This is a genomic window from Haloferax sp. ATB1, from assembly GCF_000730175.1.
Genome location: NZ_JPES01000088.1, coordinates 114,125 through 135,429 on the forward strand (window position 1 = coordinate 114,125; position 21,305 = coordinate 135,429).

General features: G+C 66.3%; 14 protein-coding genes and 3 pseudogenes. 7 read left to right on the top strand and 10 right to left on the bottom strand.

Annotated elements, in window-relative coordinates; genetic code table 11:
• The first annotated feature begins 536 nt into the window (after positions 1 to 536).
• From ATB1_RS14910 to ATB1_RS14920, 3 genes are all read left to right on the top strand, one after another.
• Positions 537 to 818 (top strand): hypothetical protein, encoded by a 282-nt coding sequence (locus ATB1_RS14910; RefSeq protein ID WP_042665116.1) that lies wholly within the window; start codon positions 537 to 539, stop codon positions 816 to 818.
• Positions 819 to 1,030: 212 nt separating this feature from the next.
• Positions 1,031 to 1,279 (top strand): hypothetical protein, encoded by a 249-nt coding sequence (locus tag ATB1_RS14915; RefSeq protein ID WP_241768284.1) that lies wholly within the window; start codon positions 1,031 to 1,033, stop codon positions 1,277 to 1,279.
• Positions 1,280 to 1,621: 342 nt separating this feature from the next.
• On the top strand, positions 1,622 to 1,888 hold the full coding sequence (locus ATB1_RS14920) for a hypothetical protein (RefSeq protein WP_241768285.1): 267 nt from the start codon (positions 1,622 to 1,624) through the stop codon (positions 1,886 to 1,888).
• 77 nt (positions 1,889 to 1,965) lie between these two features.
• Here ATB1_RS14920 and ATB1_RS14925 read toward each other — a convergent pair whose 3' ends face one another.
• Positions 1,966 to 5,892: a heparinase II/III family protein gene (locus tag ATB1_RS14925; protein ID WP_042665119.1), complete on the bottom strand. Its 3,927-nt coding sequence runs from the start codon at positions 5,890 to 5,892 to the stop codon at positions 1,966 to 1,968.
• A 133-nt stretch (positions 5,893 to 6,025) separates the two neighbouring features.
• Positions 6,026 to 7,276, bottom strand: a complete 1,251-nt coding sequence (locus tag ATB1_RS14930; RefSeq protein WP_157837756.1) for a hypothetical protein — start codon at positions 7,274 to 7,276, stop codon at positions 6,026 to 6,028.
• 648 nt (positions 7,277 to 7,924) lie between these two features.
• Between ATB1_RS14930 and ATB1_RS19955 the strand changes: the two genes are divergently transcribed.
• Positions 7,925 to 9,142 (top strand): succinylglutamate desuccinylase/aspartoacylase family protein, encoded by a 1,218-nt coding sequence (locus ATB1_RS19955; RefSeq protein WP_052368033.1) that lies wholly within the window; start codon positions 7,925 to 7,927, stop codon positions 9,140 to 9,142.
• A 51-nt stretch (positions 9,143 to 9,193) separates the two neighbouring features.
• Here the strand turns inward: ATB1_RS19955 and ATB1_RS14940 are convergent, their stop codons facing one another.
• The 5 genes and pseudogenes from ATB1_RS14940 to ATB1_RS14960 all read right to left on the bottom strand — a co-directional run bounded on the left by ATB1_RS14940 (position 9,194) and on the right by ATB1_RS14960 (position 15,434).
• On the bottom strand, positions 9,194 to 10,312 hold the full coding sequence (locus ATB1_RS14940) for a TrmB family transcriptional regulator sugar-binding domain-containing protein (RefSeq protein ID WP_042665121.1): 1,119 nt from the start codon (positions 10,310 to 10,312) through the stop codon (positions 9,194 to 9,196).
• 104 nt (positions 10,313 to 10,416) lie between these two features.
• Complete coding sequence (locus ATB1_RS14945) at positions 10,417 to 11,472, bottom strand: ABC transporter permease (RefSeq protein WP_042665123.1); 1,056 nt, start codon at positions 11,470 to 11,472, stop codon at positions 10,417 to 10,419.
• A pseudogene (locus ATB1_RS24200) lies at positions 11,469 to 12,597 on the bottom strand (ABC transporter permease). Before ATB1_RS24200 ends, ATB1_RS14945 begins: the two are co-directional and overlap by 4 nt.
• A complete protein-coding gene (locus ATB1_RS14955; RefSeq protein ID WP_042665127.1) occupies positions 12,594 to 14,162 on the bottom strand; it encodes an ABC transporter ATP-binding protein in 1,569 nt (522 codons plus the stop codon). The pseudogene ATB1_RS24200 and the gene ATB1_RS14955 overlap by 4 nt, the downstream one beginning before the upstream one ends.
• A 57-nt stretch (positions 14,163 to 14,219) precedes the next feature.
• Positions 14,220 to 15,434 (bottom strand): BMP family protein, encoded by a 1,215-nt coding sequence (locus tag ATB1_RS14960; protein ID WP_082256446.1) that lies wholly within the window; start codon positions 15,432 to 15,434, stop codon positions 14,220 to 14,222.
• 262 nt (positions 15,435 to 15,696) lie between these two features.
• On the opposite strand from ATB1_RS14960, the gene lrp reads away from it, so the two are divergent.
• On the top strand, positions 15,697 to 16,158 hold the full coding sequence (gene lrp / locus ATB1_RS14965; protein WP_042665131.1) for an HTH-type transcriptional regulator Lrp: 462 nt from the start codon (positions 15,697 to 15,699) through the stop codon (positions 16,156 to 16,158).
• A gap of 9 nt (positions 16,159 to 16,167) precedes the next feature.
• Here lrp and ATB1_RS14970 read toward each other — a convergent pair.
• Positions 16,168 to 18,071, bottom strand: a pseudogene (locus tag ATB1_RS14970) (PAS domain S-box protein).
• Positions 18,072 to 18,325: 254 nt separating this feature from the next.
• Here ATB1_RS14970 and ATB1_RS14975 point away from each other — a divergent pair.
• Positions 18,326 to 18,718, top strand: a complete 393-nt coding sequence (locus tag ATB1_RS14975) for a hypothetical protein (RefSeq protein ID WP_042665133.1) — start codon at positions 18,326 to 18,328, stop codon at positions 18,716 to 18,718.
• Positions 18,719 to 18,753: 35 nt separating this feature from the next.
• On the opposite strand, the gene ATB1_RS14980 is transcribed toward ATB1_RS14975, so the two are convergent.
• Both ATB1_RS14980 and ATB1_RS14985 read right to left on the bottom strand, forming a co-directional pair.
• A complete protein-coding gene (locus ATB1_RS14980; RefSeq protein WP_042665136.1) occupies positions 18,754 to 18,933 on the bottom strand; it encodes a hypothetical protein in 180 nt (59 codons plus the stop codon).
• Positions 18,934 to 19,033: 100 nt separating this feature from the next.
• Entirely contained in the window at positions 19,034 to 20,206 is a 1,173-nt protein-coding gene (locus tag ATB1_RS14985; RefSeq protein ID WP_042665138.1) for a PAS domain-containing protein, read from the bottom strand.
• A 187-nt stretch (positions 20,207 to 20,393) separates the two neighbouring features.
• On the opposite strand from ATB1_RS14985, the pseudogene ATB1_RS14990 reads away from it, so the two are divergent.
• Positions 20,394 to 21,305: pseudogene (locus tag ATB1_RS14990) on the top strand (hypothetical protein); the annotation flags it as partial.

A 21,305-nucleotide genomic window follows, 5' to 3' on the forward strand; every position in this document is an offset into this window, starting at 1 on the left:
CAGCGACCACGCGAACAACCCGACCATCGTGCTACACCTCTAGCGAAAATTGCGTCGATTCTACACCGTAGTGGCGAGGGTGAACCGGGTCACACGCGCTACACACCCCGATACGCAACGGTGTACATGGACGACGATTCTCCGCAAAGGTGTACTCGGTTCGCGTCGATCACTGACGTATCCGGAGTCGCCATCGACGCCGGCTGTGTGGCACTCGTCACCCACCCGGTTCCGGCCTACAGCGCCCCACACCGCTCACAGGGGTGATTCGCCCGTTCTTATCCTCCGTGCAAGTGCCGTCTTGACGGCCACGTATCGTCGCTCGACTACGGTTGGAATTCGTCGATTCCCCAGCACACCCTCTCGAACGTGGGGTGTACTCCCCGATTTCGCGATCGGGAATCGGGACCGAGTTGGCGTCTGCACGCGCTCGCGACGCGTGACGACGACAGTTCACACTTCCCCGTCTGTCGCCCTCTGAACGCTCGTTTTCGGGCGTTCGACCTGAAATGGGGGTTCGTCGACGACGACCGAATATGGCCGCGATTGCCGGCCGAATTGGAGGTGTCGCGACGGCGGCCGAGACGGACACGTTGTTGCGGGAGTTGACGTGGATGTACGCTGACTCGTCGCAAAACGGGGGGGACTTTTCCGACGACAGGAGGAAGACGAGAATTGTGCTTCCCGTCCAGTCGGTACTCAAGGAGCTCATCGGGCTGCTATTTTTGTTGTTCTTGGTCGCCGGCCCGATCCTCCTGTACATCCTGGTCCGAAGCCAGGGACTACTCGGAGACCCGCCCGGTCGGGGACTACAGTAGCACCCCCGACGAGACGGCTCTGACTTATATCACTGCCCGAACCGACACACGAGTACGGAATGGCCGACACACGAGTACGGAATAACCGACACACGCCCACTCGTCGAGACGGGTAAACGCCTTGGGACGTACGCCCTCATCGTCGTCGTCCTCGTCGCGCCCTTCGGTCCGTTTTGGTAGTCGGGTCGGCGGTAGGCCGGGAGGCCTCCCTCGTGCATATCGGGGTCGCACTCCTCGCCGGGTCGCCCGTTCTTCTATGTGGACTCGTCGTCCTCGAACACTACGCGGGAGTCCGCGCGAGGACCGTCGCGTCGTTCGACGGCTTCTTCCTCGGCCTCAACGCGGGAGTGCAAGGTGGGGAGTGTCTCGGTCTCTCGCAGAACGCATCGGCGTTTCCCGGATTGACCGGGGCGCTCGTGTGGTCCCTCGCCGTTCTCGAACTGTACGACCGGATTCGGTGAACTGTCCTCTCGGTCGTGTCTTGGCGGGCGAGTCGACGACAGGCGTGTTTTGCCCTCGTCACCGCAACAATCTTCTGGAGGTACATAGGGCTCACAGGTCCGTTCCGACGGCATGGCTCACCACGGACCGGATTCACACCAGTTGCTGGACCAAGCACCGCTACTGGATTCGACCCGAGACGAACTCATGGGTTTGGGAGGGCACCGTCCGAAAAAACATACGTCCGATTGAGACTGACGAGCGGTTTCGGGCGTTCTCCTGCGATGTTGTTCTCGCGCTAGCTTCGACGCCTGTCGTGGCCGTAATGAACATATGCCGGCGGGCGAGTGTACCAGTCACGGATGCCGACGCGAGAGCATATCGACCAGAAGCCCACGAGCGAGCAGCGAAGCGAACTCGCTGCACAGGACACCCGCGACGACGACGACCGCGTCGCGACGACGCCCAACGGCGCGTACACCGGCGGCTACGCGTATCACGAACTCGACGGAGACGGCGAAATCGTCTGCGGCGGCCACAGCGAAGGTCACTTCGTCAAGGTCACGCGCGGCGAGGCCAAGCGGACGGGCAAGACGCCTGCGGGAAGTGCGAGTGGATTCTCGAACTGAAACGCTAGCGCCCGCCACTGCGACGCCCGTCGGCGAAGCGGCGTCCGCGTGCCGGCGAGCGGGCGACCGACGGGTTCCTACCCCGACCACGTGGCGCTCAGCGGGATGACGAACCGCCCGTTTTCTTCGAGGACGTACTCGTAGCCCGCGTCCGGGTTACTCGGGTCGCGGAACTGTTTGACCGTCGTCCGCTCGCCGAGTTTGAGCGTCGCCCCGGCGCTCGTCGCGTCCTCGACGCCGACGATTTCGTACGCGCCGTTTCGGCCGTCGACCGCGTCGGCGTACACCCACGAGCCGACCGCGCTCTCGATGCGCCCGGGGTCGAGCGGCCCGTTCGACACGCTGACGCGCAGTTCGTTGTCGAGCGAGAGGCTTCGAGTGAAGCCGTCGACGGTCCCCTCGATACGCGGCCGTTGGTCGATGAGTCTCTCGCCGTCGGCCGTCAGCGACGACCCGTCGACGAGGTACGCGTGTTCGTGATTCCCCGCGTCGTCGACGGAGTAGACCGCGAACGCGCCGTCGCAGGAGAAGACGCCGTCGACGGTGTGCTGGGTCGGTTCGCCGTCGGGACGAGCGGTCGCACAGAGGACGTAGTCCGTCCGGCCGTCGTTCAGTTCGACTTGCACGGCGCGGGCGGTCGGGTCGTCGCTCTCGACGGGGACGGCGGTCACGTCGGCAATCGCTCGCTCGCCCTCGTACGATTCGATAACTGACCGGAAGACCGAACTGCCGCGTTCGGGCCGTCGGTGGGCGAGGAGGTAGTTCAGCGAGTCCGGGTTGTTCCAGCGCTGTGGCGGGTCGCCGGTGGCGATTGCCACGTCGTCGCACGCCGTCAGCATCGTCAGGCGCATCCGGACGGGGTCGGCGTCGGCCGGCCGGACGTCCCAGTAGTCGAGGGCGTTCCACTCGACGCTGAACCGGTCGCCCGGGTCGGGGTCGCGCTCGACCTCCGAGAGGTAGTTGAAGCCGTTACCGACCCGCTCGTCGTACTCCGTCTGCTCCCCGGGGCCGGGCTTCTGAACGTCTCGACCGGCGTACGTCCCCCCGTCTTGCGGCGTGAGGTGCAGCCGCTCGGTCGAGACACCGGACTGTTCTTCGAACTCCGTCCGGAGGAGTTCGACCGCGGTGCCGTCGACGGTGAACCCGTCGAAGTAGAGACTCCCCGTCTGGCGCGTCCCGAGTCCGCCGAAGATGCCGACCCGGTCGTCGGTCGCACTCGGTAACTCGTAGGTCCCCCGTGCGCGGGTCGTACCGTCGGGCGATTCGAGCGCGACGTCGACGGTCGTCCCGTCCGTCGAGACGGTGAGCGAGTACCACGCCCCCTTCCTCCAGCCGTCGATTGACGTGGACGCTGCCCACGTGTTGGCCTCGGGGTAGAACAGCCCGAGCCGCGGGTCGTCACCCGAACCGTGGTTGCCGACGCCCGCGCAGACGTGTCGACCGCGCTCGTCTTGGCCGAGGTAGATGGCTTGGACGTGTTGCCAGTAGGCCTCCGTCCCGGTCGGCTGTGCGTTGATAGACACCCGCGCCTCCGCGTCGGACCCCGCGGCGACGGACAGCCCACGGCAGTCGTGCGACTCGTCGGAGGGGTCGAAGACGCGTATCGACCACGACCCGTCGACGGCGGCGTCCCGCGAGGGTTCGATGCCGCCCGCACCGCCGCGGGCGACGAACTCCGAGACGCCGTCTCGAAGGTCGTACGTCACGCGGTCGCCCGGGGTCGGCGGGCCGTGGAAACTGAAGTGGTGGTCGGTCCCGCCGGCGACGGCGAAGAAGTCCACCGCGTACGAGTTCGCCTCGTCGATGGTCACCTGCGCGGTCGTTCTGCGGTATCGGTCGGTCTCCTCGTACACGTCGGCGGCGTCGACGTCGAACAGTTGGACGCGGTCCGTGTGGTCGAACCGCTTCGGGGCGGCGACCCACTGCCGGTCCTGCTGTCGCTCGTTGACGACGACGGTGTTGTGGCTCACCGTGTTGGCGGTCCAGTGCCACCGCTTCGGCCAGTCGCCGGTCTCCTCCGGATAGCCGAGGTCGGGCGAGAGGTTCAGGTCGTGGCCGAACACGCCGAGGTTGAGCGTGTCGCGGTGGCAGTGGCTCGTCCCGTAGCCGTCGTCCGGACCGAACGCGTTCCGCCCGTAGTACGTCCACACCCCGCGCCCCGTCCCGTCGGCGGCCGACCCCGCCCGGAGGGCCGTGAACCCGTAACCCGCGAGCTGTGTGCTTTCGAGGTCCAGCGGCCCGGTCGCGGCCAGCGCCGTCTGGAGCGCGGAGTCGATCTGCTCGGGGTTCCGGTCGAAGATGTCGCCTCGGAGGCCCGCGTCAGAGTTCCCGTTTCGGTGATACAGCCACTTGACGAGGCCTTCGCCCCCGTATTTCACGTACGCCCGAATCAGGGTGGCCGTGGGAATCATGTCGTCGAACCCCGGACTGCCCGTCCCGGCGGTGTCGCCGATACGCGGAACGTACCGATTGAGGAACGTCAGCCGCGACTGAGTCTCGAACGCCTGACTGACGAGCGGAGTGCGATACAGGTCGGCACCGGAATAGCCGTCGTAGCCGTTGAGAACCTCGGCGGTGCCCTCGAACGCCCGGGCGACGAGGCTGTTGTAGTGGACGCTCGCCTCGTTCGAGAAGCCGTCGCGGTCGAAGTCGGCGAGGAGCTTCGACAGCACCTCGCCGCCGGTGAGACGCCAGCGGCCGAACGCCGTGCCGTCGTCTTCCTTTTCGAGCGTTCCCGCTTTGAACAGGAAGTCGAGCGCCTCGTCGGTGTAGCCGTCTCGGTCGTCCTGAACGACCGCCGAGAGCGCCACCGTCTGCTGGTGGCTCCCGAAGTTGCCGCGTATCTGCGCCCGCTTGACGCCGGGGAGCATCTGCCTGATGAACCCCGATTCGATGTTCGACCGGACGGCGTCCGTGGTGTCCTTCGCTGGCAACGAGGGGTACTCGGTCGCCTTCCGGTCGAGAAAGCGCGTGAGTTCGGAATCGACGTCGAGCGCGGGGAAGACGGCGTCGTAGGCCTTCATGACGGCTTTGACCCAGTACGACTCCCAAATCGACCCGATCTGTTTGCCCTGCCCCGTCCCGCCGTGGGTCGGGTTCGGAAGCCCGTTTACCTCCGTGTACCCGCCGTCGTCGAAGTACACCGTCTCCTGGAGGCTCATGTCCGGATACACGTCGGCCAGTCGGTCGAGAAGCACCGCGACGGCGCGTGCGTACCGCTGGTCTTCGGTGTAGAGGTAGGCGTGCGAGAGGTTGTCGAGCATCGAGCGCATGCCGTAGATGACGTTCCAGTGGTGGGCCCACCCGACCGGCGTCCACCGGACGCCGGGGTCGCCGAGGTCGCCGTTCTCGTCGACCCAGCCGAGGCCGTCGTCGACGCCCCACTTCGGACCCATCTCGGGGTGTTCTTCGTTGACGAGGAGCGACCGGTCCGCGAGCGACGGGTCGAACGCGCCCGACTCGTCGAGGCCGCTCCGGCGATACGCCTCGAAGTCGTTCGTCGGAAGCGTGTACTCGCGGTCGGATATCTTCCACTTCGCACCGGGCTTCGCCGCGTAGGAGGCCCCCGAAGCCGGCGACTTCGGTGCCCAGGCGCTCGACCACGGGTAGCTCCCCGCCGTGCCCTCGGCGAGCCACGCCGTCCGAGGGACGTGCTGTGAGCCGACGTACTCCCAGAGGTCGTCGAGCGAGAACTGGTCGAGGAGTTTGTCTGCGGCCGACACGACGCCGTCGCGTCTCGCCCGCGCCCAGTCGTGCGAGTCGATGTTCTCGCGGGCGGCCCGCCGCTTCCGGTCGGTGTAGAACGTCGCCCGCGTCTTCCGCGACGACGGCGTCGCGGAGGGGAGATAACTCCACAGCAACGCGCCGACGAGGCCGACACTCGACGCTTTCAGGAACCCGCGACGGCTCAGGGGCAACGTGGAGCCCAGATATCCGTCGGTGTCAGACCGCTCTGACGGCGGGTCGTCCGAGTCTGTCGGTGGACCCGGATTCGTGTTAGTCATCGATACATTGTTGTATTCATGAAGTTTAAAACACTTTATACATTTTGATTAAAACTAATAAAATTCTGATTAGAAAAAACGTGCCGTGATCTGTGCTTCATTTGCGATAGTCGGCCGTGAGTCCCCACTGCGCCTATTCCGGAAGTCTCACTTTCGCCACGAAGCCGTCGTACTCGTCGCGTCGTTGAGGCGGGTTCCGAGAGCCACAGATGCCGAGGTGTTCCGCGTCCATCGCCGTGATTGCGTGCGGCTGTTCGGCGCGCTCGGTCCCGAACGTGTACGTCCACGTGCGGTTCCCGCTCCCGTCGAGTCCGTTGAGCCACATCTGCGGACCGACGACGTCGACGCTTCGGGTTCCGACCGCGGCGTAGCCGTCTTCGAGGGCGACGATTCCGTCGGCGGTGAACTCCTGACCGTCCTCGCCGTGGGTCTTCGTCCAGACCGCGTCGCCGTCGGCCGCGGTCTTGACGAACAGCGCGTCGGTGGTGAAGGCGTCCGCTGCCCCCGTCGTCCCCGCGAGGACGTAGCCGCCGTCGACCCGGATACACTCTTCGAGGCGGTTGTCTTCGTTCGCCGCGTAGGACGTTCGCCACCGCTCGCGTCCCGCCGCGTCGGTTCGCACCATGAGGAACTCGGTGGTGTCGTCGTCGCTCGTGCGCGTTCCCGCGAGCGTGAACCCGTCTTGGGCCCGGGTCACGGACGCGATCTCGGTGCGCGTCCCGCCCGCGTACGTCCGCGTCCAGCGAACCGCGCCGTCGGAGCCGAGTTTCGCCAGCGCCGCGCGGCCGCCGGAGGTTCCGGCGACGACGAACCCGCCGTCGGGCGTCTGGACGACGTCGTTCGCGCGGTCGTCCGCGGTCGAGGAGATCTGAAACCGTTGCGTCCACCGTTCTCGACCGTTTCGATTGGTCTCGACGACGTACATCTGTTGGGCGCAGCGACCCCCCGTTGCTCCGCACAGCACGTAGCCGTTGGTCGCGGTCCGGGCACCGCCGTACGCGACATCGAACCCGGCCTGACCGTGGGAGGTCGTCCACCGCGTCTCACCGTCGGCGTCCCAGGTGTACTGCCACGACTCCGCACCGCCGTCGGACGTGGTGGCGAGGCCGAGCGTCGTGACGCCGCCGTCGGGGGTGGAGACGGCCGCTCTGAACTTCTCTCGGCCGGATTTGTCGCCAGTGCGGTACCAGACGACGTTCTCTCGATACTCGCTGAGCGGCGTCGCCTCGGTTGGAGCGACGTCACCCTCGGTCTGCGTCGGCGTCGCGGTCGCGGTCGTCCCCGCGGACGACAACAGTGCTGCCAAACCGATGCTTCGGAGAACGTCCCGACGGTTCACGGGGAGTCCCGTACGTGCTGCGTTTCTATCTGAGGAGTCTGTCATTGGTCGATGGGGAGGTGGGTGCGTGCGTGCGCTGGACCCGAGACTGCGCACGCGATGTGCGCGAGTCGGTCAGCGGCCCATCGCCGCGCGCTCGATACGCTACGTCGTCGGGCCGCCGGCGGCGTCGACTGGGTGCCTCTCCTGCCGCTCACCCGTCCAGGCGGAATCGCGCGGGACGCGCTCATTCTGGACGAGGTGTGCGCTCGGTAGGCAGGGCGCGGATTCGCGATGCTGTTTCCGACATTACACGTCCACGCAATAATTACTACTGGCCAACATGACAAAAGGAATGTGGCGCCGATTAATAATATTTTTCTGATATGTGTGGATAACCATAGTATCGGCCTGTAGTGGGAGATTGTTCGATTTATCGCATAGTACCAGCACCTATTTGTCAGTTCATATTCGTTTATGGAGACAGGTGCCAACACCGTGCACGAGTACCTCAAATCCCTCTGTCAGAACCCAGACAGGTCGGCCAAACGAGTTGCGACTCGCGGGTCGGGGCGAGGGGCGCTCGGCCGTCGCTCGCTTGCGACCGCTGACGGGGGGACGGCGCTCCTCGGCGCGGCCGATGACGCCGCCGCGGCGTTCTCGCCGGGCGTCGTCGGGACCGCACCGTACCTCCGCGACAGACTCTACCCGACGATGGGCACCGACGAGGACAACCCCACCCTCGTCGTCTACGTCAACTTCCTGTCGGACTCCTCGCAGTACTTCGTCCAGCACAACCTCGAAGACGCCGTCCGCGAGTACGTCCTCACCGGCGACCTCAACCTCGAACTCAGATTCCTCTCGTACCGCCCCGACGACCTCGACGCGTATCTCGTCGGCGACGACGAGGGCGAAGCCCGCGCCGCTCGCGCGGCTCACGGCGTCTGGGACGTCGAACCCGAGAACTTCTGGCGGTTCTTCGAGTTCATGTTCTGGAACTTCACCACCAAAACCTACACCCACGCCCGGTTGGAGTCCTACATGGACCTCGCCGGCGTCCGCAACATCACCAAAATCGCCAACCGAGCCTACGAGGACCGCTACGATAGCCTCGTTCGCTCGGCCACCGACGAGGCCGTCCGCTACGGCATCCCCAGCGTGCCCCGCGTCCGACTCCTCCGCGACCACAAATACGGCAACTACGGCGACATCCTCGGCTGGATTCAAACCCGCCTCGACCGCGTCAACGAGGGGTCGGTCAGCACCCACTCGCTGCTGCCCGGGACGAAGTACGAGACGCCCGTCTACGTCATTGACTCCGGCAAGCCCGGCCCGACCGCGTTCGTCGTCGGCGGCGTCCACGGCGAGGAACCGCAGGGCTACCACGCCGCCGACCAACTCAGACACCTTCGTCCGACCGGCGGCAAACTCGTCGTCGTCCCCCGCGCCAACAGGCCCGCAATCAGCATCGGCGCGCGGTACACCGAAGACGGCGACCTGAACCGCCAGTTCCCCACCGGCTCCGAGCCGACCTCGAAGCTCGCGCGGGCGCTCTGGGACGAACTCCAGTCGCACGACCCCGACGTGGTCGTCGACCTCCACAGCTCCAGCGGCATCTACCGATACGACGGGAAAGTCGGGCAGGCCGTCTTCTCGACGCCTGCCACGCCCGAAAACGCCGGCAACGCCTGCGACTACGTCAACGACTGCTACATCGACCGCTCGGCGTACCCGTCGCACTACGACTTCGACTGGAGCGGTTCGCTCAACGGGTCGCGACCCCTGTTCGTCCACAAGGCGTACGGCGACTTGCGACTCCCGGGGTATATCGTCGAGACGACCCGCAAGGGGACGACCCTCGAAGACGCCGTGACGTGGGGAGTCGCCGTCGCTCGCTCCCTGCTGTGGCAACACGAAGTCTACCACGGGTGATGTCGCGCCGTGCGCTCGGGTGCGCAGCCAGCGCGTTCGCCGACGGGTACGTCAGCGATTGAACGCGTCCGAGCGGGCGAGGAGCTCCGAGACCGACTGTCCGGCGGACTCAACGACGTCGAGCGTCACGCGTCGGGCCTCGTACGGTTCGACAATCGCGCCGGGGCCGCCGACGGTCAGCCGTTCGGTGCCGTCGTCGACGGTGAAGGAGTTCTCGATGGGAATCGAGTTCGTCGTCGGTTTCACGAGCCCCTGCGTGATGTCGGTAATCGTCCCCGAGCGCGTTTCGAACGCCTCGTCCGAGTCCGCCGGTCTGAGTTCGACCTCCGCGACGAGCGTGTAGCCGCGTTTCTGATACCGGGTCGCCGCGAAAATCGCGTGTCGGAAGCGGTCGTACGTCGCCGGAAGCTCGTCGGGTTCGTGGAGGTAAATCTCCTCTGCGAGCGGCCAGTAGTTGCCGAGGAACGACCCCACGAGCGCGGGTGACAGACGGTCTTCCGTGAAGCTAATCGCCTGATGGTTCGACCCCTGTCCCATCACGAACTCCGGCGGGGAAAACAGCCCGTGGGTCCGGTCGACGCAGACGAGCATCGGTCCGCCGTCGGCCCAGTAACGGACGACACTGCCGAGTCCCTGCAACGCCGACTCGGAGACGGCGTCGTCGCCGTGGCCGTTGGCGAGCACGAGCGTGAGCACCCCCCGGTCGACGGCGGCCGCCAGCTCGGACGCGAGGTCCGGAAGCAACGACGCCGGCACCGACACGTTGACCTCGTTTTCGGCCTGCTGTACCAGCGACGCGATGCGTTTTTTGACGGTGGACTTGGATTTGATGACCTCGTAGCGGCGGTCCTCGCCGGGGTCGGGGTTGTGGATGGCTTCGAGCTGCGTTTCGAGTGAGGACAACTGGTTCGAGAGCTGTCTGACGACGACCGCCGGGTCGACGGCGCGAATCGTCGTCGGCGTTTCGTGGTCGTTGACCTCGACGAGTCCGCGGTCCTCGAACTCCCCGAGGACGTTGTAGACGTAGCGCTTGGACACGCCGGCGCGCTGGGCGAGGTCGCTCGCTTTCGCCTCGCCCTGTTCCAAGAGCGCGACGTACGTGTCGACCTCCTTGTCGGAGAAGCCGAACGCCTTCAGCCGTTCGCGAACGGTTGGTTCATCGATGGTCACTACCCCGCCTTTCGAGGCGAACGATAATTGAACTGTTCGTTGGCGACAGGACTACGAGCGACGCGGCCGGCGGCGTCGGTTCGAACGCGGCCCCGCGAGGGGGGTTACTCTTCGGTGTCGTAGGACTCGCCGACCGCCGACGGGACGCGCGTGTAGCCGACGCCGACGAGGACGACGAGCACGGCGACGTAGGGGAACAGCCCGGTGATGCTCCCCGGAAGCGAGATGCCGATGGTCTGCAGTTGAATCTGGAGCATGTCCATCGCCCCGAACAGGAGCGACGCGCCGTAGGTCCCCAGCGGGTTGTAGTTGCCGAAGAGGTACGCGACGATAGCGATCCAGCCGCGGCCGTCGACCATCGTCACGCCGGTCCCGGTGAACCCGCTTCCGATGCCGATAGACAGGACCGCGCCGCCCAGGCCGGCCATGACGCCGGAGAAGATGACCGTCGCGTAGCGGACGCGGTTGACGTCGATGCCGGCGGTGTCGAGCGCCTCCGGATTCTCGCCGGCCGCCTGGACCCAGTAGCCGTAGCGCGTCCGGAACAGGACGACCCAGGCCGCGACGGCGACCACGATGGTCAGCAAGACCAGCGGCGAGGCGTCGAAGAACAGCCGTCCGAGAACCGGAATCTCGGCGAGGACGGGCACGGAAACCGCGTCGATGTTCGGCAGCGAGGGACTGGAGACACCGCCCCACAGCACGGTGGCGGCGAACGGCCCGAAGCCGAGCCCGATGAACCAGACGGCGAGGCCGGCGACGATCTGGTTGGCCTCGTACCGAATCAACAGGACGGCGAACAGCGTCGCCAACACGCCGGAGACGAGTGCGACCGCGACGAAGGCGACCCAGAGGTGTACCTGCGTGATGCCCTCGCCGCCGGCGAGGAGCCAGGCGACCGCGGCACCGACGAGCGCGCCGAATATCATGAACCCCTCCAGCCCGATGTTGAAGACGCCGCTTTTCTCGGCGTACAGGCCGCCGATGGCCGCGAGCGCGATGGGCGTCGCCGCCTGTAAGGCGCGTTCGAGCGCGCCGACCGTCACGAGGTCAGACCCCGGGAGGTCGACGAAAAGCAGGAGCGCGATGACGGCGACGAGCGCCCCGAGGACGCCCAACAGCGTCCGGCGGTCGTCGACGAGCGCGCGAGCGGTGCTCATTCGCGGTCACCTCCGAGCGAGGTGTACTGTCCCGCCGCGCGGAACAGCTCCGGCGCGGCGACGAACAGGACGATGAGCCGATGACGCCGTCGACGAGTTCGCTCGGCACGTCGAGCGTGAAGCCGATGTACTGGCCGCCGGCGTCGAGGCCGCCGAACAGCAGGCCGGCGGGAATCACGCCGAGCGGGTTGTTCGCCGCGAGGAGGCTCACGGCGATTGCGTCGAAGCCGAACGTGGGGAACGTGCTGGGGTCGCTGTAGTAGCCGAGAATCATAACCGCGAAGAGCGCGCCGGCGAGGCCGGCGATCATCCCGGAGATGGTCATCGTCCGGACGATCATCCGCTTGGGGTCGACGCCGGAGTACTTGGCGGCGGGCTCCTGGTAGCCGCTCGTGACGAGGTCGTAACCGAATCCGGTCCGGTCCATCACCAGGTAGACGACGGCGACCGTCAGGAGCGCCACCCCGAGTCCGAGGATGGAAAACGACGGACTCTCGAAGACGAGGCCGGGAAGCCCGACGTAGTCGGGGAACTGTTCGGTGTTCGGCGCGGCGGCGCCTCCGGGCGCAGGTACGCGTCGAGCAGGAAGTAGACGACGCCCGAGGCGACGAAGTTCAGCATGATGGTCGTGATGACCTCGTTCGCGCCGGCGTACGCCTTCATCATCCCCGGGAGCGCCCCGTACGCGCCGCCGGCCGCCAGCGCCAACAGCGTGGCCAGCGTCATCAGCGGAATCGCGGAAACCGGCGCGTCCGGGAGCAACGGCGCGGCGAACAGGATGCCGAGGGTGGCCGCGAAGCCGCCGACGATGAACTGGCCCTGCACGCCGATGTTGAACACGCCCGCGCGGAACGCGACCGCGACCGCGACGCCCGTCAGAATCAGCATCGATGACTGCCGGAGCATGAACGCGAGGTTCGAGACGTTCCCGACCGCGCCGTACACGAGCGACGAGACGAACTCGACGGCGTCGTACCCAGAGGCGGCGACGATGACCGCGCCGATGAGCAGCGCGAGCGCGGTTGCGACGAGCGCGATGACGACGCGTTCGAGCACCGACGCGTCGAGCATGCGGTCGGCGATGCGGTCCGCGAGAGACCGGACGCCGGTGGCTGCGTCGCTCACGCGTCTCCCTCCACGCCGCGCGCCGCGCGTTCGGTGCCGTCGCGAGACCGCCCCGCCATCAGCAGGCCGAGTTCCTCTTCTGTCACGTCGTCGGGATCGACGGTGTCGACGACCGAGCCCTCGTACATCACGGCCGTACGGTCCGAGAGCTTCTGGACCTCGTCGAGTTTCGACGAGACGAGGAGGATGGCGACGCCCTCCGCCCGCATATCTTGGAACCGCTGGTGGATGAACTCTATCGAGCCGATGTCGACGCCGCGAGTCGGGTGGGCCGCGACGAGCACCGACGGCTCGCGTTCGAGTTCGCGGCCGACGATGAACTTCTGTTGGTTCCCGCCGGAGAGCGATTTCGCGGTCGCCTCCGGGTTTCGCGGCCGCACGTCGTACTCCTCGATTATCTCGTCGGCGTGGTCGCCGATTCGCCCCCAGTCGAGAAACGGGCCGTCGGAGAAGGCGTCCATCGTCTGATTGCCCAAAAGCGCGTTCCTGACGAGCGTGTAGTCCTGAACGAGGCCCTCTTCGAGCCGGTCGCCGGGGACGTACGAGATGCCGTCTTCGATGCGGCGGCGACGGGACAGCTCGGTGATGTCGCGGCCCTGAAGCGAGACCGTGCCCCGCTCCGGGGTTCGCATCCCGGTGATGGCCTCGATGAGCTCCTGTTGGCCGTTGCCCTCGACGCCGGCGATGCCGAGTATCTCACCCTCCCGAACCGAGAGACTCACGTCGCGGACCTGTTCGAGCCCGCGCTCGTCGCGCACGGTCACGCCGTCGACGGTGAGCGCGACCTCGCCGGGCGTTCCGTCCGCCGAGTCGACGTCGAAAAGCACCTCGCGGCCGACCATCATGCGGGCGAGTTCGTTCTGTGAGGTCTCCGAGGCGTCGACCGTCCCGACGGCGCTCCCGTCCCGGAGGACGGTGATGTCGTCGGCGGCGTGCATCGCCTCGTCCAGCTTGTGGGTGATGAAGATGAGCGACCGCCCGTCGGCGGTGAGCGCCTCCATCACGTCGAACAGCCCCTCGACCTCTTGGGGCGTCAACACGGCCGTCGGCTCGTCGAGGATGAGCGTGTCGGCGCCCCGGTAGAGGCTCTTGACGATTTCGACGTGCTGTTGGATACCGAGACCGAGTTCTTCGATTCGCGCGTCGAGGTACTCGTCGACCGAAAAGCCGTAGGTGTCGCAGATTTCGGTGATGCGACGGCGGGCCGCGCCCTCGTCGACGAGTCCCCGCGACGAGGGCTCGTGGCCGAGCACGATGTTCTGGAGGACGGTCATGTTGTCGACGAGCTGGAAGTGCTGGTGAATCATCCCGATGCCCGCCGCGATGGCGTCTCTGGGCGAGTCGAACGAACGGGGTTCGCCGTCGATTTCTATCGTCCCCTCGTTCGGGTCGTACAGGCCGTACAGGACGTTCATCAGGGTCGTCTTTCCCGCCCCGTTCTCTCCGATGACGGCGTGAATCGACCCGCGGTCGAGCGTGAGGTCAACGCTGTCGTTGGCGACGACGTCGCCGAAACGCTTCGTGATGTCCGTGAGTTGAACTGCTGGTGCGGTCGTGTCTGTCATGGGTTGGAGTCTACGCTGTCAGTAAAAACCCTGCGAGGTGGTGCCATGGCGGCGTCGCTAGCAACCGCTGGCGCTACACGGCACGGTGACGTCGCCGTTGATGATGGCTTCTCTCGCCGCTTCGAGGTTCTCCGTGACCACGTCCGGAAGCTCGCCGCCGACCGCCTGCCCTAAGACGACTCGGACGGCCTCCTCTTCGAGACCGAGGATGTTCGCGCCCTGCACCGCCGACCAGTTGTCCTGAACGGTGGCCTCCGCGACCTCGTAGGTCCCCTCGTTGATGTACTTCACCGCAGAGCCCATGATGACGTCCTGGTACTCCGGAAGCGTGACGGACTGGTCCGCGTCGACGCCGATGGCGAAGCGGTTTGCGTCCTGCGCCGCCTGGAACACGCCCTGTCCCGCCGCCGCCGCGGCGTGGTAGACGATGTCCGCGCCGGCGTCGTACTGCGAGGTGGCGATGTTGTTCGCGGTCTGCGTGTCGGTGTAGTTGCCGATGTAGCCGACCGTGACGTCGACGTTCTCGTCGACCCACTCGACGCCTGCCCGGTAGGAGCGCTCGAAGGCGTTGATGAGCGAGCCGTCGACGCCGCCGACGAACCCGACGGTCGACGAGTCCGGGTCGAGCGAGTTCCCCTCGTAGGAGAGTTCGCGGGTCGTCATCGTCCCCGCAAGCACGCCCGCCTGGAAGGACATCTGGTGGTTCGCCCACGTGTACCCCGCGACGTTCGGCTGGTCGATGGAGTCGTTTATCAGCATCCAGTTCTGGTCCGGGTACGCCTCGGCGTTCGTCTGGAGCGCCTGCGTGTGGTTGTAGCTGACCAGCACGACGAGGTCGTAGTCGGGGCTCGTGCTCTCGGCGAGCCGAGACTGAACCGTCTGGTAGTTCGACTGGTTCGTCTCTTCGACCTGCTGAATCTCGATGTCGTACTCCTCGGCGGCCGTCTGAAGCCCCTGAAGCGCGAGGTCGTTGAACGCCTGATCGCCGAACCCGGCCGGACTGGAGACGATAGCGACGTTCGTCGTCTCGCCGTCCGACCCGCCGCTTTCGGTCGTCTCGCCGGTCGTCTCCGAGTCGGAGTCGCCGTCGTCCGCGGCGGTCGTCGTGGTGGTCTCTTCGGAGTCGCCCCCGGAGAGACAGCCCGCGACCCCAGCTATCGCCGCGAGGCTGATTCCCGATTTGAGAACGTCCCGGCGTCGAGTGCCACGTCGCGTCTCCCGGTTCGCTGTCTCGTCTGCCGCATCTCCTGCTCCAGTGTCCCTTGCTGCCATTATGTTTCCTCAGACTCACTCAGAGCTGAGTAACATAAATAATTATTCGCTATTTTCGCATTGTAAACGGGTGAGAGGAAAGTGTGAGATATTCGTTTATCGCACGTCCGCTCGAAAACGGACGGGGGTCGAGGCCCGGACGCGTCCGGCGGAGCGCTCGACGACCGTGCGACCTAGTTTCCGGACGCGACTGGGCGACGATTCACCGAATCGTCAATTTAGACCGGGGGATTAATGACAATCACACGCAAAAGATCCGGAGATGACCTACGAGAACCTCGATTCCGACCTCATCAACGCACTCCTCGAAGACGGGCGACGCAGTCTCCGGAGCCTCGCCGAAGAACTCGACGTGTCGGTGACGACCGTCTCGAACCACCTGCGAGACCTCGAAGACGAGGGAATCATCGAGGGCTACACGCCCCGCGTCGACTACGACGCGCTCGGCTACGACGTGACCGCCGTCATGCATCTCAAAGTAGAGGGGAGCGCCCTCTCGGAGGTCACCGAACTGCTCGCCGACGAGCCGCAGATGGTCTCGGTGTACGAAGTCACCGGCGACTACGACGTGCTCGCGGTCGGGAAGTTCAGGAACACAGACGACATGAACCGCCAGATCAAGGCGCTGTTGAGCGAGGCCCCGATTCGGGAGTCGAACACGAGCGTCGTCCTCAACGCGGTCTCCGAGAACGAGCAGTTCGACCTCGGCGACAGCGACGCCTGACGCGGCGGCTCAGTCGACGCGGAACTCGAACCGCGCACCGCCTTCGGCCCCCTCCGAGACCGTCACCTCCCAGCCGTGTGCGGCCGCGACCTGCGAGATGATGTTCAGTCCGAAGCCGGTCCCCTGCGACGACGTGGTGTAGCCGGCCTCGAACACGGTGTCGCGGTTCTCAGGGGGGATTCCCACGCCGTCGTCTTCGACGAAGAACCCGCGGTCGGTCTCGCCGACGGTGACGGTCACGCCGGCTCCGCGGTCGGGCGAGTCGTCTCGGTCGCCCGTGGAACCGTGTTCCACGGCGTCGTCGGGAGAATCCCGACTGCCCGTCGAGCCGTGCTCGACGGCGTTTCGAAACAGGTTTTCGAGGAGTTGCTGGAGTTGGTCGGCGTCGGCGTCGAGGACCAGTTCGGTCTCGACCGAAAGCGTGGCGTCGCCGGTCACCACGTTTCGCCAGCAGCTTGCGCGAGGTCGGACAGCGCGACCGGCTCGATTTCCATGGCGTCGTCGCCGTCGTGGGCGAGCACGAGCAGGTCGCTGATGAGGTCGTCCATGCGTTCCAGCGCGCGGTCGATAGCGTCGACGTGGTCGCTGTCGCAGTCGTCCGCGAGCAGGTCGAGTCGGCCCATCGCGACCTGCAGCGGGTTGCGGAGGTCGTGGCTCACGACGCTCGCGAAGCGGTCGAGCCGCTCGTTTTGCTCGACGAGTTCGACCTCTCGTTGCTTCTGCTCGGTGATGTCCCGAATCATCGCGACGTACAGGTCCTCGCCCGCGACGTTGAGTTGGATGAGGTGGACCTCGGTGGGGAACGTCGTGCCGTCGCGGCGCTGCAGTTCGCCTTCGAACCGGTCCGGTTCGTTCGGTGGTAGCTCCCCCCAGAACGACCGCGAACGGGCCGGGTCCGACGAGGGGTCGAGGTCCCAGATGGTCTTGTCGACGAGTTCCGCCTCGCTGTAGCCCAGTTCCTCGCATATCCGCTGGTTCACGTCTCGGATCGTGCCGTCGTCCGTGTGGACGACGACGAGGTCCGGCGAGTGTTCGAACAGGGCTTCGAGCCGCGCGGTGTTCGCCCAGAGGGTCCGCTCGTAGACCTTCCGCGGCGTGACGTCGTCTTGGAAGCCGACGAAGAAGTCGATGTCCCCGTCGTCGTCGAACAGGGGCGCGATGCGCACGCGGTTCCAGAACTTGGTGCCGTCCTTGCGGTAGTTCAGCAGTTCGACCGTCACGTGGTCGCGCCCTTCGACCGCCGCCCGCAGTTCGGCGACGGTGTCTTCGTCGGTCGCCTCGCCCTGTAGGAACCGACAGTTCCGCCCGACTGCTTCCTCGGCGTCGTAGCCTGTGAGCGTCTCGAACGCCTCGTTGGCGTAGACGATGGGGTTGTCCGCCGCGTGGGGGTCGGTGAGGACGATGCCGACGGGCGCTTCGTCCATCGCCCGTGACCTCACCGACAGGCGCGCTTCGAGCGCCTCGCCCGGCGACGCCCGAGCGGACCGGACGCGCTCGACGGCGTTCTCGATGCGGGTGGCGAGGAGTCGGTACTGGGTCGCGTCATCGCCCTTCCGCAGGTACCCGGTCGCGCCCGCGGCGAGCGCCTCGCCAGCTATCTCCTCGCGTCCCCGTTCGGTAAAGAGGATAAACGGCAGTTCGGGGAACTCGTCGCGGACCCGCGACAACACGTCGAGACCGTCGAGGTCGGGCGGGTCGTAGCCGCAGACGACGCAGTCGAACGCCGCGTCACCGCTCCGAATCCGGTCGAGCGCGGCCCGCGGGTCCGACTCGGTATGGACGGTGAATCGCCCGCGCTCGCGTTCCAGTTGCGACGCGACGAGCGCCGCGAAGTCGCGGTCGGCTTCGACGTAGAGGACGTCGATAGACGCCGGCTCCGAGAGTGAACGCGGCGCGTCACGAGATGAGACCATACGCGACGATAGATAACGCCAAGAGACAATAATGGTGATGCCGGGCGAGAACGTGTCGCGTCCTCGGTCGCGTCGGACTCCCCGTCCGGAACGAGAAACGCATCTATCGGCGCCGCCGGGGACGGCCACACTGCAACTCGCGCGCGACGGCGAAACAGCGCCCGAATTTCGGAGACGGAACGGCGAGTGGTAAAAACGCATCGGCCGGTTCGTAAACAGAGCCCTTATAATTTTGAGTCCGCTTTCAAACGGTGATGACAGCCCCCGACGAATCCGAACGCAACGCGCCATCGCGGCTCGCCCGCGCCCTCTTCGCGAGCGGCCTCGCAGTCCTGGCGATTCGCAACCTGACCGACCTCGACGGCCGCATCGCCTACGCGGAGGCGAAGGGCGTCCCCGAGGCGGACCGGCTCGTCCCCGCCGCGAGCGGTCTGCTCCTCGGAGGCAGCCTCGGTATCGGCCTCTGGAAGCTCCCCAAACTCGCTTCCGCGAGCGTCGCGGCGTTCTTCGCCGGCGTCACGCCGACGATGCACGACTTCTGGGCCGTCGACGACGACGCCCGCGACGAGGAGCTCACGTCGTTCCTCCAGAACCTGACGCTGTTCGGCGCGGCGCTCGCGTTCTTCAAGCGCGCCTCGGACGAGTAGAGACAGTCCGAACGCGGCCGGCCGGTTTTTTGCGGTCACGTATCGACGGCATACTCGTCGATCTGGTCGACTCCCCGCCAGAGCGCGTACAGATACCACAGTCCGACAACAGTCCAACCAACCGCGACGAGCGGAGAGCCGTGGAACCACCGGTACGCCGCGAAGCCGAACGCGGAGAGGGCGAGGACCTGATAGAGTCGAGCGTGGGCGGACACGGGCGCGGCTAGTACCCGCCGCGACCGTATTTTTTACTCACGCGGGAGGCGGACACCCCACCGTTTCCAGTATATCGTCGGCGGCCGCGACGAAAGCCAATCAGGACGAGAACGCGTCGCCCGCGCCGTCGACGTCGGCCGGGCGGTAGAAGCCGACGACGAACTCGACCGCGCCGTCGTCGTCCCGAATCGGATGACTATCGAGACGGGCCCGGACGGGCTCGCCGCCGGCGTCGTAGATTCGAATCTCCGTCGAAATCGGCTCGCCGGCGTCGGCGGCCGCCCAAATCGCGGCGACCGTCTCGGGGTCCGTCTCGGGGCCGTAGAGGAACCGACAGTTGCGCCCCGTCACCGACTCGGCGTCGTAGCCCGTGAGCGTCTCGAACGCCTCGTTGGCGTAGACGACGGGGTTGTCGGGCAGCGAGGGGTCGGTGACGACGACGCCGACGCCGACGGCGTCGAGCACCCGGTCTTTCAGTTCGACTTCCGCCCGGAGCGCGTCGACTTCGGTGAGTTCCTGAACGATACAGACGTGTCCCCCGTCGTCCATCTGCGTCAGCACGAGGCGCTCGGGAACCGCCTCGCCGCCCTTGGTGACGCCGGTCGAAAACCCCCGCCACGACCCCTCGGCTTCGAGTTGCGGGAGTATTTCGTCGTGGAACCGCCGGGCCTCGTCGGCCGGGTAGAGGACGTCCCAGTGCTCGCCGATGAGTTCGGCCCGGTCGCGGTCGTAGAGCGCGGCGTACGCCTCGTTGAGGTACTGGTAGACGCCCTCGTCGTCGATGATGCCGATTCCCTCCTCGGCCGATTCGATGGCGAGAAAGCCGCGTCGCATGTGCGTCTCGGCCCAGTACTTCTCGACGAGGTTCGAGACCTTGTTCGCCAAGACGGGGTACTCCTCGGGACCGCCTTTCTGGAGGTACTCGTCGACGCCGGCGGAGATGGCGCGGCTCGCGATCTCCTCGCTCCCCTTGCCGGTGAAGAGGACGAACGGGAGATCGATGCCCCGCTCGCGCGCCGCCGTGAGGAGTTCGAGCCCGTCCATCCCCGGCATGTCGTAGTCGCTGACGACGCAGTCGTACTCCCCGTCGGTGAGTTCGTCGAGCGCCGGTCCCGGCTCGGTGTACGTCTCCGTCTCGACGTCGTCGAGTTCGCGTTCGAGAAAGGTCGCGGACAGCTCCACCATCGCCTCGTTATCGTCGACCAGCAGGATTCGCATCGCACGCCGCTCCGCGCTAAACGGGGCGATACCGTGGAGTGGAGACACGTCCATACGTCTGTGGTGTCGCGTCACAGTGATAAAAACAGCTACGGCGACAGTCACGTCCGACGACAGAACGCCCCAGACCGTCCCGGGGCACTCGCCTCGGAGGCGAGCGGACGTCTGTATAGAATATATATTACTAGATGAGCCCGACGGCAATAAATTATATGCGATGTGACACAGTTGACATCATCATATGGAAGTGGTCAGGAACGTCCGAGAGCTCACGGCGGTTCTCGAACAGTTTACGGAGACGACGGGAGCGGTCTGCGAGCTTGAACTGACGAGCGACGGCGAATCGGCCGCGGACGGTGTCCTGGCTTCGGTTACCGTCGCGTACGACCTCGCGTCCGAGTGCGCGGTCGACCCGAACCGGCTCTCCGTGTCGTCGCCGGCGGCGTCGGTCGCCGACGGCCGGCTTCGACTCGAACTCGACGTGGCGCTCGCGCCCCCGCGGGGCGGAGACGCCGACCCAGAATCGGCGTCGGCCGAGCGCGACTCCGAACGCGACTCCGAGCCGACTGAACTGGTCGCCCGGGCCGACGGCTCCGGGACGCGAAACGCGGCGGTCGACGCGGCCGTCGGACCCGGCGCGTCGCCGCCGACGATGGAGTCCGAAGTCCCGACAGAGAGGGGCGAAACGCCGGAGCGCGACCGGGGTGCATCCGCGTCGGCGGACGACGCCACCGAGGCGGGCGCGGAGACGGAGACGGACGCCAGCACCGGCCCGGACGCCAGCACCGACCCGGACGCCAGCACGGAAACGGAGACCGACGCGGACGCCAGCACCGTGGCGGAGCCAGCGGTGGAGGCGGACGCAAAAGCGGACACAGACGCGGAGCCGGATTCCGACGCGGTACCGGCCCATCACGACCCGGTTCGGCTTCGGGAGGCCTACGAGGCCTGCGAGACGTTCAAGGAGATGACCGCCGCTCTCGGCGTCGACGTGACCCCGCAGACCGTCCGCAACCAGATGATTCAACGCGGGATTCACGAACCGGAGTCCTACGGCCCGTCGACCGAAACGGCGTCTTCGAGCCGAGCGAGCGACGCGGGCGACGAGGCGCGGACCCCGCGGGCGACGAGGCGCGGACCCCGGAGCCGAGCG